At 71.3% G+C, this 17,375-nt stretch carries 11 protein-coding genes; 5 read left to right on the top strand and 6 right to left on the bottom strand.

Annotated features, from left to right (window positions below; translation table 11 throughout):
• The first annotated feature begins 81 nt into the window (after window positions 1-81).
• On the top strand, window positions 82-1,755 hold the full coding sequence (locus ACZ4XD_RS29660) for an L-lactate permease (RefSeq protein WP_468047042.1): 1,674 nt from the start codon (window positions 82-84) through the stop codon (window positions 1,753-1,755).
• 35 nt (window positions 1,756-1,790) lie between these two features.
• On the opposite strand, the gene ACZ4XD_RS29655 is transcribed toward ACZ4XD_RS29660, so the two are convergent.
• The 3 genes from ACZ4XD_RS29655 to sigK all read right to left on the bottom strand — a co-directional run bounded on the left by ACZ4XD_RS29655 (window position 1,791) and on the right by sigK (window position 3,593).
• Entirely contained in the window at window positions 1,791-2,570 is a 780-nt protein-coding gene (locus tag ACZ4XD_RS29655; protein ID WP_468047040.1) for a FadR/GntR family transcriptional regulator, read from the bottom strand.
• Between the two features lie 139 nt (window positions 2,571-2,709).
• The gene (locus tag ACZ4XD_RS29650; protein ID WP_468047038.1) at window positions 2,710-3,000 is read right to left on the bottom strand and encodes a zf-HC2 domain-containing protein; all 291 of its coding nucleotides are present in this window, start codon (window positions 2,998-3,000) and stop codon (window positions 2,710-2,712) included.
• Window positions 3,000-3,593, bottom strand: coding sequence for an ECF RNA polymerase sigma factor SigK (sigK, locus tag ACZ4XD_RS29645; RefSeq protein WP_468047096.1), 594 nt, complete (start codon window positions 3,591-3,593; stop codon window positions 3,000-3,002). The genes ACZ4XD_RS29650 and sigK overlap by 1 nt, the downstream gene beginning before the upstream one ends.
• Before the next feature lie 463 nt (window positions 3,594-4,056).
• On the opposite strand from sigK, the gene ACZ4XD_RS29640 reads away from it, so the two are divergent.
• Genes ACZ4XD_RS29640 through sbnA form a run of 4 tightly spaced genes read left to right on the top strand, consistent with a single transcriptional unit; the run spans window position 4,057 to window position 12,357 of the window.
• Window positions 4,057-6,588, top strand: a complete 2,532-nt coding sequence (locus ACZ4XD_RS29640; RefSeq protein WP_468047036.1) for a Pls/PosA family non-ribosomal peptide synthetase — start codon at window positions 4,057-4,059, stop codon at window positions 6,586-6,588.
• A gap of 18 nt (window positions 6,589-6,606) precedes the next feature.
• A complete protein-coding gene (locus tag ACZ4XD_RS29635) occupies window positions 6,607-10,167 on the top strand; it encodes a non-ribosomal peptide synthetase (protein ID WP_468047034.1) in 3,561 nt (1,186 codons plus the stop codon).
• 3 nt (window positions 10,168-10,170) lie between these two features.
• Window positions 10,171-11,241: a 2,3-diaminopropionate biosynthesis protein SbnB gene (gene sbnB / locus ACZ4XD_RS29630; RefSeq protein WP_468047032.1), complete on the top strand. Its 1,071-nt coding sequence runs from the start codon at window positions 10,171-10,173 to the stop codon at window positions 11,239-11,241.
• Between the two features lie 57 nt (window positions 11,242-11,298).
• Entirely contained in the window at window positions 11,299-12,357 is a 1,059-nt protein-coding gene (gene sbnA / locus ACZ4XD_RS29625; RefSeq protein WP_468047030.1) for a 2,3-diaminopropionate biosynthesis protein SbnA, read from the top strand.
• 80 nt (window positions 12,358-12,437) lie between these two features.
• On the opposite strand, the gene ACZ4XD_RS29620 is transcribed toward sbnA, so the two are convergent.
• The 3 genes from ACZ4XD_RS29620 to ACZ4XD_RS29610 form a co-directional block, all read right to left on the bottom strand.
• Entirely contained in the window at window positions 12,438-13,607 is a 1,170-nt protein-coding gene (locus tag ACZ4XD_RS29620; protein WP_468047028.1) for an aromatic ring-hydroxylating oxygenase subunit alpha, read from the bottom strand.
• Between the two features lie 11 nt (window positions 13,608-13,618).
• Complete coding sequence (gene solA, locus ACZ4XD_RS29615) at window positions 13,619-14,779, bottom strand: N-methyl-L-tryptophan oxidase (protein ID WP_468047025.1); 1,161 nt, start codon at window positions 14,777-14,779, stop codon at window positions 13,619-13,621.
• A gap of 63 nt (window positions 14,780-14,842) precedes the next feature.
• Window positions 14,843-17,338 (bottom strand): GcvT family protein, encoded by a 2,496-nt coding sequence (locus tag ACZ4XD_RS29610; protein WP_468047024.1) that lies wholly within the window; start codon window positions 17,336-17,338, stop codon window positions 14,843-14,845.
• Window positions 17,339-17,375: the final 37 nt, after the last annotated feature.

Raw genomic sequence — 17,375 nt, 5'->3', positions numbered from 1 at the left:
CAGCCACACGGCACCGCTATGGCCGGCAGAGCACGTTCACCCCCGGCCGGACGGCGCGCAGAACTCGATGAGGAGCACTCCGTGGCCACCACTCCGCCCGCTGCCCTGGCGGCCTACACCCCCGACGTGACCGCCGTCGGGGACAGTCTCACCACCACCGCGCTACTGGGCCTGGTGCCCCTGGCGGCCTTCTTCCTGCTGCTGATGGCGGCCAAGCGCTCCGCGCTGCACTCCGCCCTCGGGGCCCTGCTGACCGCACTCCTGGTCGCGGTCCTCGGTTACGGCATGCCGCTGCGGCTCGGCGCGCTGTCCGCCGCCCAGGGCGCGGCCTTCGGGCTCATCCCGGTGATGCTGATCGTCGTGTCGGCCATCTGGTTCTACGAACTCACCGTCGTCAGCCACCGTTTCGACGATCTGCGCCGCTCCTTCAACGCCGTGGGCCGCGGCGATCTGCGCATCCAGGCCATGCTCATCGCGTTCTGCTTCGGCGGACTGCTCGAAGCCCTGGCGGGCTTCGGCGCACCCGTCGCGATCACCGCCGCCATGCTGATGGCGCTCGGGCTGCCCCGGCTCACCTCGGCCGTCACCGTCCTGGTCGCGAACACCGCGCCGGTCGCCTTCGGCGCCATGGCCATTCCCATCACCACCGCGGGCAATCTCACCGGTATCCCCGCGGAGTCCCTCGCCGCGGTCATCGGCCGGCAGAGCCCGCTGCTCGCCCTCTTCGTGCCGCAGCTGCTGCTCTTCCTCGTCGACGGCCGGCGCGGTCTGCGGCAGCTGTGGCCCGTCGCCCTGGTCACCGGCGCCGTCTTCGCGCTGGCCCAGTTCTGGTGCTCGGCCCACTTCGCCTACGAACTCACCGATGTCGTCGCCGCGCTCGCCGGCTTCGGGGCCGCGGTGGTCATGCTGCGCTTCTGGACCCCCACGACACCGGACGACCAGCGCTCCCAGGTCACGGCCGAACCGCTGACCCGCCGCCGCACCTTCCTGGCCGTGCTGCCGTACCTCCTGGTCATCGCGGTCTTCGCGCTCGCCAAGCTCGACGTCGGCGGACTCGACATACCCGGGCTGCTCGGCTCCCTCACCCTCCAGCTCGACTGGCCGGGCCTGTACGGCCACCTCCTCGCCCCCGACGGCTCGCCCGCGGGCAGCGCCGTCTACAAGCTGGAGGTCCTGGCCAATCCCGGCACCCTGCTGCTGCTCTCCGGGCTCCTGGTGATGCTGATCTACAGCCGTGCGAAGGACGCCGACCGCTTTCCGATGACGGCGCGTACGGGACTGTCCTGCGCCGGTCGCACCCTGCGGAACATGCGCACCGCCATCGCCACGGTCGCCACCGTGATGGCCCTGAGCTACGTGATGAACCAGTCGGGGCAGACCCTCGCCATCGGCACCTGGCTCGCCGCCGCGGGCGGGCTCTTCGCGCTGCTCTCCCCCGTCCTCGGCTGGCTCGGCACCGCAGTGACCGGCTCGGACACCTCGTCGAACGCGCTGTTCGCCACCCTTCAGCAGACCGCCGGCAAGACCGCGGGCATCGACCCGACCCTGCTGGTGGCCGCCAACACCACGGGCGGCGTGGTCGGCAAGCTGATCAGCCCGCAGAACCTGACCATCGCGGCGACCGCGGTGGAACTGCCCGGCGCCGAGCGGATCCTGCTGCGCAAGGTCGCCGGCTACAGCGTCGCGATGCTGGCGGTCCTGTGCGTGCTGGTTTATCTCCAGTCGCTGCCGGTGCTGTCCTGGATGCTGCCGTAGGCGTACGGGCGGTGTACGGGAGGGGCCGGGCGGACTCAGCGGTCCGCGCCCGCCCGGCCCTCGTCCCCCTGCTCAGCCTCCTGCTCCGCCGGGGCGTTCTCGTCGACCAGCCGGCCGTGGAAACCGCGGATATGCGCCTCGGCCAGGTCGGCGGCCTTCGCGCCCTTGCCGTCCCGTACCAGTCGCAGCAGCTCGGTGTGCTCGGCGTTCAGCGCCGCCGCCGTGGCCGGCCAGTCCTCCGCCGTCTCCAGCGCCCGCAGGATCAGCGGACGCACCGACTCCCGCACGGCCGAGGTGAGGGTGGAGGTCAGCTGGTTGCCCGAGCTGCGCGCGATGGCGACATGGAACCGGGTATCGAGGTCGTTGAAGTCGGCGGCCCCCACGCCGGGCTCGCGCATCCGCTCCAGGAGCGCTGCCGCCTCGTCGAGGTCCTGCGCCGAGGCGTGCTCCGCGGCCGCCTCGAAGCTGGAGCGCTCCAGGACCACCCGGGCCTCCAGCACATCGTGCAGACGGTAACTGCCCAGGGCGAAGTGCAGGCGCAGCAGCCGGCCCAGCGCGTCGTCCGGGTTGCGTACGATCCGCGCCCCGGCGTCCGGCCCGCGCCCGGCCTGGGCGACCAGCACCCCGATCGTCTCCAGCACCCGCAGCGCCTCGCGCAGCGCGGACCGGCTGACGCCCAGGACCGGCGCCAGCTCGCGCTCGGGCGGCAGCCGGTCCCCGGCCTTGAGCTCACCGGCGAGCACCCGCTCCTCGATGCGCTCCAGCACGAGCTCATGCGTACGCGACTGCCGCACAGGTCGCCATTCGGCGGTCATCCCCAACTCCCCGGCTCGGCCCTCATGCCCCCGTGCAAAAACTATGTCACACAGGTCGTGTGGTCGGACCACACTGCCCGGCGCCACGGGTGGGCCCGGCCGTCGGATCGCGAGCCGTGCGTACGGCCGTCCCGGCGGGTCAGACCTCCAGGTCCAGTCGCGGCCCTTCGCGCCGGGACGGCTCGCGGCGGAGCAGCTGCTCCTGGGCGGTGGTCGCGATCCGGTCGAGGACCCGTTGGCGCAGCGCGTCGGACGGGGTGACCGCTTCCGCTTCGGCCAGACACGCGACGGTGGCCTCCAGGTCGGCGACCTCCCGGGTGCAGGCGTCGCAGCCGGCCAGGTGGGTGGCGAAGGCGGCCGCCTCCTCGGGCGGCAGGGCATGCAGGACATACGCCCCGACCGCCTCGTGCGGATCCTCGGCAGCAGACATCAGTCGCCTCCCATACAGACGCGCAGTCTCCGCAGGCCGGTGCGCATCCTCGTCTTGACCGTGCCCGTGGGGGTGGACAGGGCCTCGGCGACCTCCGCGTAGGTCATTCCCTGGTAGTAGGCGAGGACCAGCGGCAGGCGCTGGGTGTTCCCGAGACCGGCCAGACAGCGGTAGACCTGCGCCCGTTCCTCCCGCTCCTCCACGGCCTCCACCACCTCGTCGAACGGGGTCTGGTGAGCCAGCTGCGCGGCCTTCCGCTCGCGTTCCGCCCCGGCCCGCACCGATCGCACCCGTTCCACCGCTCGCCGGTGGGCCAGCGTCAGGACCCAGGACTTCGCGGCACCGCGCTCGGGACGGAACCGGTCGGCCTTCCGCCACACCTCGATCATCACGTCCTGAGTCACCTCTTCAGCCTGTGCCTCATCGCGCAGGATCCGATAGGCCAGGCCCATGGCGGGCACCACGAGGGCGTCGTACACGCCGACGAACGCACGCTCGTCACCCTGGGCGACCCGCACGAGCAGATCGTCCACGTGACGGTCAGCGGCAGACCGCTCCGGCGGCCGGGGCCCCTCGGGTGCGGTGTGCGAAATGCGCCTCACAGCGTGTCGACCGTCCCCTCGTCAGTCCGGTGCGGCCCGGTTCCCCGGGATGGAGCGCGGCCGGACGCGTCGCCACGTACCGGCCGCGCCCTCCCAGGCTGACGTTCCCTCACGCGGACCGCAGCCGGTCGGGGCCCGTTCGGCTGAGGGGGCGCCCTTCCGGCCCGCGCACCGTGCCGCTCGGCGCGCCGGCGGGTGCGGGATGCGGACGACGCCCGTCGACCGGGTCTCCAAGGGGCCGAAGCAGCAGGTCATTGCCGCTGTGGAGCTCTTGCGGAGGAGCTCTTGCGTAGGGGAACGGGGAAATCCCCGCAGAAGAAAATGGGCATTTGGCGCAATCCACACCCGTACGGGCCTCGAATACACATTAGGAACTGCCCGTGCGACGCCCATCGAGCGCCTGCGGGACCCGGTGACGGGACGACGGTCGTCGGCGCTTGTCAGGGAGGTCGCCATGGTCGGAGAGCCGGTCGAAGAACTGACCTCGTATCCGGAGGACTCCCCGGCCGGCCGGTGCGGCGCGGATGGTCCGGCCCTGGAGGCCGCCCTCGCCGTCACGCTGGCCGAGGTCATGGGTACGGGACAGCCGCCGGTGGACCGGCACTTCTTCGACGACCTGGGCGCCGACTCCTTGGTGATGGCACATTTCTGTGCGCGGGTCAGGAAGCGTGCCGACCTGCCGCCGGTGTCGATGAAAGACATCTACCGGTATCCCACGATCCGGGCGCTGGCCACGGCGTTGGCGGGCTCCCCACTGTCTTTCCCGGTCGAGGCCCCGCCCCCGGCACCGACTCCCCCGTCGGCGCCGGCTCCCGCTGTCCGGGGCACCTCTCGGTACGTCCTGTGCGGAGCACTGCAACTGCTGACGTTCCTCGGGTACACCTCCCTCGTCGCGGTCGCCACGGCCTGGGGTTATGAGTGGATCGCCGCCGGGTCCGGCATGTCCGGCAGATATCTGCGCTCGGTGCTGTGCGGCGCGGCCGGTCTGCTGTTGTTGTGCGCCCTTCCGATCCTGGTGAAGTGGGTCCTCATCGGCCGGTGGAAGCACCGGCAGTTCCGCGTCTGGAGCCTGCCGTACGTCCGCTTCTGGGTCGTCAAAACGCTGATCCGCGCGAATCCGCTGGTGCTGTTCGTCGGTTCGCCGCTCTACACGCTCTATCTCCGGGCCCTGGGCGCGAAAATCGGGCGCGGCGTCACGGTCTTCTCGCGCAATGTGCCGGTGTGCACGGATCTGCTGGCCCTCGGCGACGGCACCGTCATCCGTAAGGACTCGTTCCTCAACTGCTACCGGGCACAGGCCGGTCTGGTGCAGACGGGCACGGTGGTCCTCGGCAAGAACGTGGTCATCAGTGAGGCCACGGTGCTCGACATCGACACGGCACTGGGCGACGGCGCGCAGCTCGGCCATGCCTCGTCGCTGCACAGCGGGCAGGTGGTGCCGGACGGCGAGCACTGGCACGGATCGCCGGCACAGCGGACCGACGTGGACTACCGCGTGGTGGGGCCGGCCCGTTGCGGCGCCTTGCGCAGGTCGGTGCACAGCGCACTCCAGTTGGCGACCGTACTGCTGCTGTACGTGCCGCTGGCGGTCGGCGGTGTGGGCATCCTGCTGGCCGAGGCGCCGCAACTCACCGCGGTCCTGGAACCCGGACCCACGGCGCTGGCCGACGGGACGTTCTACGTGAACGCCCTGCTGCTGTCCCTGCTCTTCTTCGCCGCCGTGCCGCTCGGGCTGCTCTTCCAGGCCACGGTCCCCCGGCTGCTCAGCCGGACCATCACACCGGGCAAGGTCTATCCGCTGTACGGCTTCCACTACGCGGTGCACCGGCTGATCGCGCTCACCACCAACCGGAAGTTCCTGATGCGGCTGTTCGGTGACAGCTCCGCCATCGTGCACTATCTGCGGGGTCTCGGGTACGACCTCTCCCGGATCGAGCAGACCGGGTCGAACTTCGGTACCGAGGTCAAGCACGAGACGCCGTACCTGAGTTCCGTCGGGAGCGGGACGATGGTCGCCGACGGCCTGTCCGTCATGAACGCCGACTTCTCGGACACCTCCTTCCGCGTCTGCCGGACCTCGATCGGGCCACGCAACTTCCTCGGGAACCGGATCGCCTACCCCTCGCGGGGAAAGACGGGCGACAACTGCCTGCTCGCGACGAAGGTCATGGTCCCGGTCGACGGCGAGGTCCGGGAGGGCGTCGGGCTCCTCGGCTCACCCAGCTTCGAGATTCCCCGCTCGGTCCAACGGGACAGCACCTTCGACCAGTTGAAGAACGGTGCGCAGCTGCGCCGCCATCTCGCCGCCAAGAACCGGCACAACGCCGCCACCATGGCGCTGTACCTCCTGGTGCGCTGGCTCTATTTCTTCTGGGTCACCCTGCTCGTGGCGGTCGCCGCGGAGCTCTATGACTCCCTCGGCCCCCTGGCGATCGCGCTGGGCAACGTCCTGGTGCTGGTGTCCGGTGTCGTCTACTTCGTGCTGGTCGAACGGGCCGTGACGGCGCTCCATCCCCTGAGCCCGCTGTTCTGCTCGATCTACGATCCGCGTTTCTGGCGGCGGGAGCGCTTCTGGAAGGTGCCCTCGGAGACCTATCTGCTGTTCTTCAACGGCACCCCGTTCAAGAACCTGATCTGGCGGCTGCTGGGGGTCCGGATCGGCCGCAGGGTATTCGACGACGGCTGCTATCTGACCGAGCGGACCCTGGCCGCCATCGGGGACGGCTGCACCCTCAACGTGGGGAGTGTCGTCCAGTGCCACTCGCAGGAGGACGGCACCTTCAAGTCCGACCGCAGCACGCTCGGCGCGGGCTGCACGCTCGGCGTCGGCGCCTTCGTCCATTACGGCGTGGCCGTGGGTGACGGTGCGGTGCTCGCGCCCGACTCCTTCCTCATGAAGGGCGAGGCCGTGCCGCCGCATGCGCACTGGGGCGGCAATCCGGCCCGGCAGACCAGCGGCCAGGAGACCGGCGAGGGCTGGAGGTAGGAGCCTATGACCACATCCATGACAGCCCACGCCCGCCGCGATCGCGGTGGGCCGGCCGACGGCGCGTACACCAGGGTTCCGCGCTGGGCCCGCGTCCCGGTTCCGGGGACCGCCGAGCACACGACGGCCCTTCCGGAACCGCTGCCGGCCACCCTGCGCCGGCTGGCCGACCGGCTGCGGATGCCGCTGAGTTCGGTGCTGCTGGCCGCGCACGCCAAGGTGCTGGCCGTGCTGTCCGGCGACCACGAGGTCACCACCGGCTACCTCGCCGAGCCGGGCGGCACTCCGCTGCCGTGCCGGCTGACGACCGCGGCCGGCTCCTGGCGGACCCTCCTGCTGGACACCCACCGGGCAGAGGTGGAGCTGCTGCGGCGCCGGGGCGTCCCGGCCGCCGGGTCCGGGCCGGCACCGGCACCGGCACCGGCCGAAGGGGATCCGGAGACCGTGTTCGACCTGCCCGGTGCGGAGGGCGGCCCGGTCGGCGACACCGTGCTGTGGGTCGCCCTCGTACGCCACGACGGGCGGGAGGTGCTGCGGCTGCGGTACCGGACCGAGGTCCTCGACGCGGACTGCGCCGCCCGGATCGGCGGCTACTACCGCACCGCGCTCACGCTGCTCGCCGCCGATCCGGACGCCGAGCACCGGCGGCAGTCCCTGCTCTCCGCCGAGGAACTCCGGTGTCAGCTCGAAGGACTGGCCGGACCGAGCCGGCCGCTGCCGGACCGCCGGTTCCACGAGATGTTCCAGCAGCGGGTGCGCGAGCACCCGGACGCCGTCGCCGCCGTACACGGGAGCCGGCGGTGGACGTACCGGGAACTCAACGTCCGCGCCAACCGGTTGGCGCACGCCCTGTTGGCCCGCGGGCTGGGCCGGGAAGACGTCGTCGCGGTGGTCACCGAACGCAATCTGGAGTGGCTGGCCGCGGTGATCGCGATCTTCAAGGCCGGCGGGGTGTACCTGCCGGTGGAGCCGCACTTTCCGCCCGGCCGGATCGCGCTGATGCTCTCGCGCGCCGGGTGCCGTCAGGTGCTGACGGAACCCGGCAGCACCGCCGGCCTCGACCGGGCCCTCACCTCGGTGCCCGGGGTCCGGACCCTTTTCATCGACGCCGTCTGCGCAGCGAGCCCGGCGGACAGCGACCCCGAGGTCCGGGTCGACCAGGACCAGTTGGCGTATATCTACTTCACCTCGGGCTCCACCGGTGAGCCCAAGGGCGCGATGTGTGAGCACCTGGGCATGCTCAACCACCTCTACGCCAAGATCGATGACCTGGCGATCGACGAGGGGCAGGTGGTCGCCCAGACCGCGCCCCAGTGCTTCGACATCTCCCTGTGGCAGCTGCTCTCGGCGCTGCTGGTCGGCGGCCGGACCCTGCTGGTCGAGCAGGCGGCCGTGCTGGATGTGGGACGTTTCCTCGACACGGTGGGCGACGGAGGGGCCACGGTGCTCCAGGTGGTCCCGTCGTACCTCGATGTCGTGCTGTCCGCCCTCGCGCAGCGACCCGGCGCGCTGCCGGATCTGCGGTGTGTGTCGGTCACCGGGGAGGCGCTGAAGAAGGAGCTGGTGCAGCGCTGGTTCGCGGCCCGGCCCGGGATCCCTCTGGTCAACGCCTACGGGCTGACCGAGACGTCGGACGACACCCACCACGAGGTGATGGACGGGGTGCCGGACGCCGAGCGGGTCCCGCTCGGACGCCCCGTCAACAATGTGCGGGTGTACGTCGTGGACGAACACCTGGCGCCGGTGCCGCTCGGCGCCCCCGGAGAGATCGTCTTCTCCGGGGTCTGCGTGGGCCGCGGGTACATCAACGATCCTGAGCGCACCCGGCCGGCCTTCGTGCCGGATCCACACCGTCCGGGGCAGCGGCTCTTCCGGGCCGGTGACCATGGGCGCTGGCTCCCGGACGGGAAGCTGGAGTTCCTCGGCCGCCGGGACAGCCAGGTCAAGATCCGTGGTTTCCGTATCGAGATGGGTGAGATCGAGAACGCCCTGCTCCGGGTGCCCGGGGTCGGCGACGGCACGGTGGTGGTCACCCAGCGGGCGGGACACGGCAAACGCCTGGTGGCCTTCTACTCCGGTCGGCATGCGCTGGAGGCCGATGTCCTCCGGGGCCGGCTGGGCGAGTTGCTGCCGGAGTACATGGTGCCGTCCGTCTTCCTCTGGCGGGAGAGTCTTCCGCTGACCGCCAACGGCAAGATCGACAAGAAGGCGCTGGAGGCACTCGCCGGCGGACTCGACACGGTCGAGGACGACTACCACGCACCGCGTACGCCGACGGAACGACGGCTGGCCGCGGCCTGGGCCGAGGTGCTCGGCATGCCCCAGGACCGGATCGGCCGGCAGGACAACTTCTTCGACTGCGGCGGCACTTCGCTGTCCGCCGTGGCCCTCGCGGTCTCCCTGGGCCGTGCGGTCTCCGTCCGGGACCTCACCCGGCATCCGGTCCTCGCCGACCTCGCCCGGCAGGTCGACGACCGGGCCGGACGGCCACGGACCCCACCGAACGACGCCGCACGGGCCGTGCGGTGCGACACCGCACGGCCGGCTGCGTCCCGAGCCGCCACGGAGAGGAGAACCACCATGGTGTCGTCCCTTTCGATCTCACTGCCCGAACTGGAACGGGAACCCGGCACACCTCCGATGCTGCGGGTCCGGACCACCGACAGCGCTGCGCACTGGGCGGCCGAGCGACGGGACGCCCTGCGCGCCGTCGTCGCCGAGCACGGTGCGGTGCTGATCCGGGGCCTGGGGATGCGCGACCCGGCCGGGGTCGGCGCCGTGCGCCACGGCCTGGGCGTCGCCCCGCTGACCGAGCGGGAGGCGTTCGCCCTACGGCAGACCTACTCCGAGGGCGTCTACTCCGCGTCGAAGTGGCCCCCGAACCAGCCGATGTGCATGCACCACGAGCTGAGTTACACCCTGGAGTTCCCCGGGCTGATGCTGTTCGGGTGCCTGGGCGCCCCCACCACCGGCGGGGCCACCGGGGTGGCCGACTCGGCCGCCGTGCTGGACGCCCTGCCCCCGGCCCTGACCGAGCGGTTCGAGCGGGAGGGCTGGCTGCTGACCCGCAGCTACCACCCCGAGATCGGGGCCACGCTGGACCAGGCGTTCGGCACCGAGGACCGGGAGGCCGTCGAGCGCTACTGCCGCGCCCACGCCATCGACTTCGTCTGGCAGCCGGACGGCGGTCTGCGCACCACCCAGCGCCGCAGTGCCGTGCTGCACCACCCCGTCAGCGGCCGCCGCTGCTGGTTCAACCAGATCGCGTTCCTCAACGAGTGGACGATGGCGCCCGAAGTGCGGGAGTACCTGATCGACGAGTACGGTCCCGACGGCCTGCCGTTCAACACCCGCTACGGAAACGGCGACCCCCTCGCCGAGGACGTCGTCCACCTGCTCAACGAGGTCTACGACGCCCACACCGTGCGCCGGCCGTGGGAGGCCGGTGACCTGCTGCTCGTCGACAACGTCCGCAGCGCGCACAGCCGGGAGGCCTTCGAGGGGCCGCGGGACGTGGTGGTGGCCCTGGCCGACCCCGTACGCCTGACCGACTGCTCGCCGACCGTAGAGGTGAACTGACCCATGACCACCGTCCGTCCCGCCCGGTCCCGGCCCACACCCCCCGGGCCGCCCCGCACGCCGTCCTTCGCGGTGATCTCCGGTGCCCAGGTGCAGCAGGCGCTGGAGGGACGCGAGAAGGAGATAGTGGACGTGGTCGAGGCCACCTACCGCCTGCACGGTGCCGGTGAGTCGGTGAATCCGCCCTCGTCCTTCCTGCACCTCCCCGACCGCCCGTCGTCCCGGATCATCGCGCTGCCCGCCTCGATCGGCGGGGCGACCGGGGTGGACGGCCTGAAGTGGATCTCCAGCTTCCCGCCGAACGTGGCCGCCGGAATCCCCCGGGCCTCGGCCGTACTGATCCTCAACGACCATGACACCGGCTACCCGTTCGCCTGCCTGGAGAGCTCGATCATCAGCGCGACCAGGACCGCGGCGTCGGCGGCCTCGGCGGCCGACCGGCTCAGCCGCGGGCGCCCCCGCCCGACCCGCGTCGGGTTCTTCGGCGCGGGCCTGATCGCCCGCTACATCCACACCTTCCTGGAAGGCACCGGCTGGTCGTTCGACGAGATCGGCGTGCACGACCTGTCCGCGGAGAGCGCGGCCGGCTTCCGTCTGTACCTGGAGCAGTCCCGGACCACCGGGCGGGTCACCGTGCACCACAGTGCGGAGGAGCTGATCCGCGCAAGCGATCTGGTGGTCTTCGCCACCGTCGCCCCACAGCCCCATGTCCACGAGGTCTCGTGGTTCGGTCACCACCCGGTGGTGGTGCATGTGTCGCTGCGCGACCTCGCCCCGCAGATCCTGCTGACCTCGACCAATATCGTCGACGACATCGAGCACTGTCTGCGTGCCGCCACCTCCCCGCATCTGACCGAACAGCTCACCGGCAACCGGGAGTTCCTGCACGGCACGCTGGACGATGTGCTGGCCGGCCGGGTCGCGGTGCCCGCGGACCGGACCGCGATCTTCTCCCCTTTCGGCCTCGGGGTGCTCGATCTCGCGGTCGGCAAGTACGTCTACGACGAGGTGGTCCGGTCCGGGGAACTGCGGGTCGTGGACGGCTTCTTCCACGAACTGCGCCGGTACGGATGAGCGGCCACGGTCGGACGGGACGTCCAACGGTGCGCTGCCGCAGGTGAGGAGACCATCGTGCCAGTCATATCCGCGCCCTACGCGTTCAACGAGGAGGATCTCTATGTCGACCTCCGGTCGATCTTCGGGCACTCCCTCTTCCTCAAGTGTGAGGGCTTCAACTTCGCCGGCTCGATCAAGCTGAAGGCCGCGGCCGAGATGGTGGAGTCGGCCGAACGGGCCGGAGATCTGCGTCCGGAGACGGTCCTGGTCGAGTCCTCGTCCGGCAACCTCGGTGTGGCGCTGAGCATGATCGCGGCGAGCAAGGGCTACCGCTTCCTGTGTGTGACGGACTCCCGCTGCAACCTGGCCACCCGGCTGATGATGGAGGCTCTGGGCAGCCAGGTGCATGTGGTCGCCGACCAGGAGTCCAACGGTGGCTTCCTCGGCGCCCGGCTCGCGTACATCCGCAATCTGTGCGCCTCCGACGACCGCTGTCTGTGGCTCAGCCAGTACACCAACCCGAGCAACTGGAAGGCGCACTACCGCAGGACGGCACCGGCCATCGCCCGCGCTTTCCCCCGGCTGGACCTGCTGTTCGTCGGCGCCGGCACCACCGGCACCCTGATGGGCTGCGCCCGCTACTTCCGGGAGTGGCACCGGCCCGTACGGATCATCGCCGTGGACAGTGTCGGCTCGGTGACCTTCGGCGGCACTCCGGGGCACCGGATGATCCCCGGGCTGGGCATGAGCGTCCAGCCGCCGCTGCTCGACGAGTCCTATGTCGACGACGTGGTACGGGTCGCGGAGGCGGACACCATCCGCACCTGCCACCGGCTGGCCAAACGCGGCTTCGTGTTCGGCGGCTCGACCGGCACCGTGGTCAGCGGCGCGACGGACTGGCTGACCCGGCACGACGCCCAGGGCCGCACGGCGGTGGCCATCGCCCCGGACCTCGGCGAGCGCTATCTCGACACCGTCTACCACGACAACTGGGTACAGGATCTGTACGGCGAGGACGTCCTCGCCGCCGGTCCCCCGCTCGACGCCTCCGGTCCTCCCCCGTCCGGCCTCACCCCACCGCCGGGGCCACTGGAGCCGTCCTCGCGGCACCGGCGCCGCCGCGACGACGGCTGAGGCCGAGCCCGTCGCCGCCGCACCCAACCGGGACCGAACTGCCGTATCAGACGGGGGCCGACTCGCACTCAGGCCGCTGATCAGCCGCTTCCGCCTGCCAGGCAGTCGGTGACCCACTGGTGGAAGGCGCCGATGTGGTGCTCACTGGGCACCAGCACCCCACCGTCGCGGTAGGCGCGGGAGCTCATGGCCGGCTGGGTGCGCTCGCAGGCGTCGAAGTCCTGGGCGTTGACCCGGTGGAAGAGTTCGACGGACTTGGAGACATCGGCGCCGGAGTCGATGACCTCGGGCAGGTACAGCCAGTCGCACTCGACCACCGTGCGGTCGGGGGCCATCGGGAACATCCGGTGGACGATGACATGGTCCGGGACGAGGTTGACGAAGACCTGCGGGCGGACGGTGATCGCGTAGTAGCGGCGGTCCTGGGTGTCCTCGATGCCGGGGAGCCGGCCGAAGCCGTCGGTGCCGTCCACGGTGAATCCGGTGGCCTCCTCGGCGAAGGCCGCGCCATGGCCGACGTAGTACTGCGCGGCGAAACCGTCGGCGAACTCCGGTAGCACCTCGGTGAGTTCGGGGTGGATGGTGCCGCAGTGGTAGCACTCCATGAAGTTCTCGATGATGAGCTTCCAGTTGGCGCGCACGTCATAGGTGAGGCGCTTGCCGAGGGCGAGCCCCTCGGTGCGGTAGCGGTCGAGAGAGGCGGCGTCCCCCAGCCGCTCGACGGCCGCGCCGATCACGGTGTCCTCGAAGGACGGCGGCTCGTCGGCCAGGCACACCCAGGCGTAGCCGAGCCACTCACGGAGCGGCACGGTGACCAGACCGCGCTCGGTGCGGTCGATGTCCGGCATCTTCTGGAGGTTGGGGGCGGCCACCAGGCGGCCGTCGAGGTCGTAGGTCCAGGCGTGGTAGGGGCACTGGAGGTTGCGGCGGACCTCGCCGGACTCCTCGGCGCACAGCTGCGCGCCGCGGTGCCGGCAGATATTGAGGAAGGCGCGCAGCGCACCGGCGCGGTTGCGGGTGATCAGTACGCTCTCCCGGCCGATCCGGACGGTGCGGAAGGCGCCGGGCTTCGCCAGGTCGGCGCTGCGGACCGCACAGAACCACAGCCGCTCAAAGATCTTCTCCTGCTCCTGGCGGAAGGTCCCGGGGTCGGTGTAGTGGTGTCCGGCGAGGGTGGCGATCAGGCTCGGGGCGGCAGCGGTCGCGGGCGTGGCGGGTGCCGGCGCGGACTCGGTGGGCGTGGTCGTCATGGAGGCTCTCCTCAAGCGGCCGCGGCGGCGGGCCGGCGGGGGTCGAACAGCTCGATGGGGTGCGCGGTGGTACCGGTCAGCGCGAGGTCGGCGACGATCTCGCCGACCACCGGTACGAATTTGAAGCCGTGCCCGGAGAAGCCGCAGGCGACGGTCACCGTCTCCGGGTGCGCCGGGTGCCGGGTGATCACGAAGTGTTCGTCGGGGGTGTTGGAGTACATGCAGGTGGCGGCCTTGAGGAAGCGGCCGGGGAGGGCGGGGAGGCGCGGGGCGAGCTGGTCGGCCATGGCGCGTACCTCGTGGTCGTGCACGGTGCGTTCGATGGTCTCCGGGGTGCAGACGGTGCCCTTGCGGAAGAACGCGACCTTGGCGCCGCCGTCGGGGCCGTCGATCGACGGAAAGCCGTAGATCTGGACGCCCCGGTCGTCCTCCCAGATGTAGATCGGGTGCCGGTCGGGGACGAAGGGCGCGGTGCCGCCGTGCGGGGCGAACCAGTACATGACCTGCCGCTCGATGGTGAACGGCACGCCCAGGTCGGTGAGCAGCTGGGGCGCCCAGGCACCGGGGCAGATCACCAACTGGCCCGCGGTGTAGGTGTTTTCGGGGGTGTGGACGCGGACCCCGGCGCCGCCCGGCAGCTCCTCCCAGCGGGTGACCGGCTCCTCGAAGTGCAGCTCGGCGCCGTCCTGGCCGGCGAGCTGGACATGCGCGGCGACGGTGTACTCCGGCCGGACCAGACCTGCCCGTGCCTCGTACAGCGCGACCTCGTCCTCGGCGGGGGTCAGGGTCGGGAAGCGGCGGCGGATCTCCCGGGGTTCGAGCATCTCGTGCGGGAGGTCCCACTGGCGGGCGGATTCCAGGCTGCCGCGGACGGTCCGGCTGTCGGGGCGGCCGAGCATCACCCCGCCGCAGAGGGTGGCGATCTCCCGGCCGCTGTCCCGCTCCAGCTTCTCGTACAGCTCGTACGAGCGCAGCAGCAGCGGCACGTAGGCGGGGTCCTCGAAGTAGGACTGGCGGGTGATGCGGGAACCACCGTGGCTGGAGCCGCGGTGGTGCACCGGGCCGAACTTCTCCAGCCCCAGGACCCGGGCGCCCCGGGCGGCGAGGTGGTGGGCGGCGGCGCTGCCCATGCCGCCGAGGCCGAGAACGATGACGTCGTAGGTGGGAGCCATGCGGTTGCTCCTTCTGCGTACGGAGGCGAGCGGATCACCGGTGACCGCGGACGGGGTCCGGGGCTACCTGCGGATGCGCTCCATCTGCGGGTCGAAGAGGGGCTCTTGGGCGACGGTGGCAGGGATCTTCTCGCCGAAGTACTCGATGTGTACGGGGGTGCCGGGGGCCGCCGCGGTGGCCGGCAGCCAGGCGTAGGCGATCCCTCGGCCGAGGGTGTAGCCGTAGGCGGCGGAGGTGACATAGCCGGCCGGGGCGCCGTCCACATGGACCGGTTCCTTGCCGAGGACGACGGCCGCGGGATCGTCGAGGGTGAGGCAGGTGAGCCTGCGGGAGACGGTCTCCTCGGTCACGCCCTCCAGCGCCGCCCGGCCGACGAAGTCGCCCTTGGCGGGGCGGACCGCGAAGCCGACCCCGGCCTCGTAGGGGTTGTGCTCGGTGGTCATGTCATGGCCCCAGGCGCGGTACCCCTTCTCCAGGCGGAGGCTGTTGAAGGCGCTGCGCCCGGCGGCGATCACCCCGTGCTCCTGCCCCGCCTCCCAGAGCGTGTCCCACAGCCGCAGCCCCAAGTCAGCGGTGGTGTACAGCTCCCAGCCGAGTTCGCCGACGTAGCTGAGGCGCATGGCGGTGACCGGGACATGGCCGAGGTAGGTCTGCTTGGCCCGGAAGTAGCCGAAGGCCGGGTGCGAGAAGTCGTCGCGGGTCAGGGGCTGGACCAGGGCGCGGGCGAGCGGGCCCCAGACGCCGATGCAGCAGGTGCCGGAGGTGCTGTCGCGGACCTGGACTCCCCCACTCTCGGCTTCGCTCGAGCGGGAGGGGCCCCCATCGTCCGGGGCGTGCCGCAGCAGCCAGTCGAGGTCGGCTCCGCTGTTGGCACCGACCTGGAAGCGGTCCGGGGCGAGCCGGGCGACGGTGAGGTCGGAGCGGATGCCGCCGGCCTCGTCCAGCAGCAGGGTGTAGGTGACCGCGCCGGGCTTCTTCGCGAGGTTGTTGCTGGTCATCCGCTGGAGGAAGGCGAGGGCGCCAGGGCCGGTGACCTCCAGCCTGCGCAGCGGGGTCATGTCGTAGAGCGCGACCTTTTCCCGGGTGGCGCGGGCTTCGGCGGCGGCGATCGGTGACCAGTAGCGGGCCGACCAGGCGTCGCGCTCGGGAAGCCGGAGCCCTTCGGCGAGCGGGGCGTTGGCCTCGTACCAGTGCGGGCGCTCCCAGCCGCCGCCCTCCAGGAAGTACGCGCCGAGCTCCTGCTGCCGTGGGTAGAAGGGGCTGGTGCGCAGCGGCCGGGGCGCTTCCATGGGCTGGAGCGGATGGATGACGTCATAGACCTCGATGAAGTTCTGGGCGCCGCGGTCGGCGATGTAGGCGGGCGAGCGCTGGGCGTCCTCGAAGCGGTAGAGGTCGCATTCATGGATGTCGGTGGCGGGCCGTCCGTCCGTCATCCACTCGGCGACGGCCTTGGCGACGCCCGCGGAGTGGGTGACCCAGACCGCCTCGGCCAGCCAGAATCCGCGCAGTTCGCGGGATTCGCCGAGGACCGGCATACCGTCGGGGGTGAAGGAGAAGACACCGTTGAAGCCCTCGGCCACCCGGGACGAGCGCAGTGCGGGCAGCAGTCCGACGCTGTCCTGCCAGCTCGGCGCGAAGTCCTCCGCGGTGAAGGGCAGCGAGGACGGCATGACGGGAGCGTCGTCGAAGGCGGCGACGGTGAAGGGGTCGACGGGCATCGGACGGTGGGCGTAGGAGCCGATGCCGATCCGGTCGGTGTGTTCGCGGAAGTAGAGGTCGCGGTCCTGGAAGCGCAGGATCGGCTTGCTCGCCTCGGTCAGCGGGTCGTTGACGCCGGCGAGCTCGGGCAGCGGTGCGGTGGTGGCGTACTGGTGGGCCAGCGGGAGGAGCGGTACGTCCACCCCGGCCATCGCCCCGATCACCGGGCCCCAGAAGCCGGCCGCCGAGACGACATGGTCGGCGGGGAAGGTGCCGCGGTCGGTGATGACGCCGGTGACCCGGCCGTCCGCCCGCTCGATCCCGGTGACGGTGTGCCGCTCCAGGAAGCGGGCGCCGCGGCTCTCGGCCCGTGCGATCTGGGCGCGGCAGGCGAGCACGGCGCGGGCCAGCCCGTCGTCGGGGGTGTGGAATCCGCCGTGGAGCGTGGTCTCGTCCAGCATCGGCCACAGGCGCTTGCACCGCTGCGGGCCGATGAGTTCACCACGGACGCCCCAGGAGGCCGCGAGTCCGGCCTTGCGGTGCAGATCGGCCCAGCGGGCCGCGGTGGTGGCGATCTCCAGACCGCCGACCGGGTTGAAGCAGGACAGCCCGTCCACGTCGAGGGAGCGGAACTTCTGGACGGTGTAGGCGGCGAACTCGGTCAGGGTCTTGGACGGGCCGGTCTGGAAGACCAGGCCGGGCGCGTGCGAGGTGGAGCCGCCGGGGGCCGGCAGCGGGCCCTGTTCGAGGACGGTGACATCGGTCCAGCCGCGGGCGGTCAGCTCATCGGCGAGGGAGCAGCCGACGATGCCGGCACCGATGACAACCACACGGGAACTGGGGGCGGGCGTACGGGACATGTCCCTCCTCCTGCTGGTCGGGGGTGGTCCACTGGGG

This window comes from Streptomyces sp. NPDC029466, assembly GCF_055574515.1.
The sequence above is the reverse complement of the archived record's forward strand: the minus strand, read 5'-3'. Positions and strand labels throughout refer to the sequence as shown.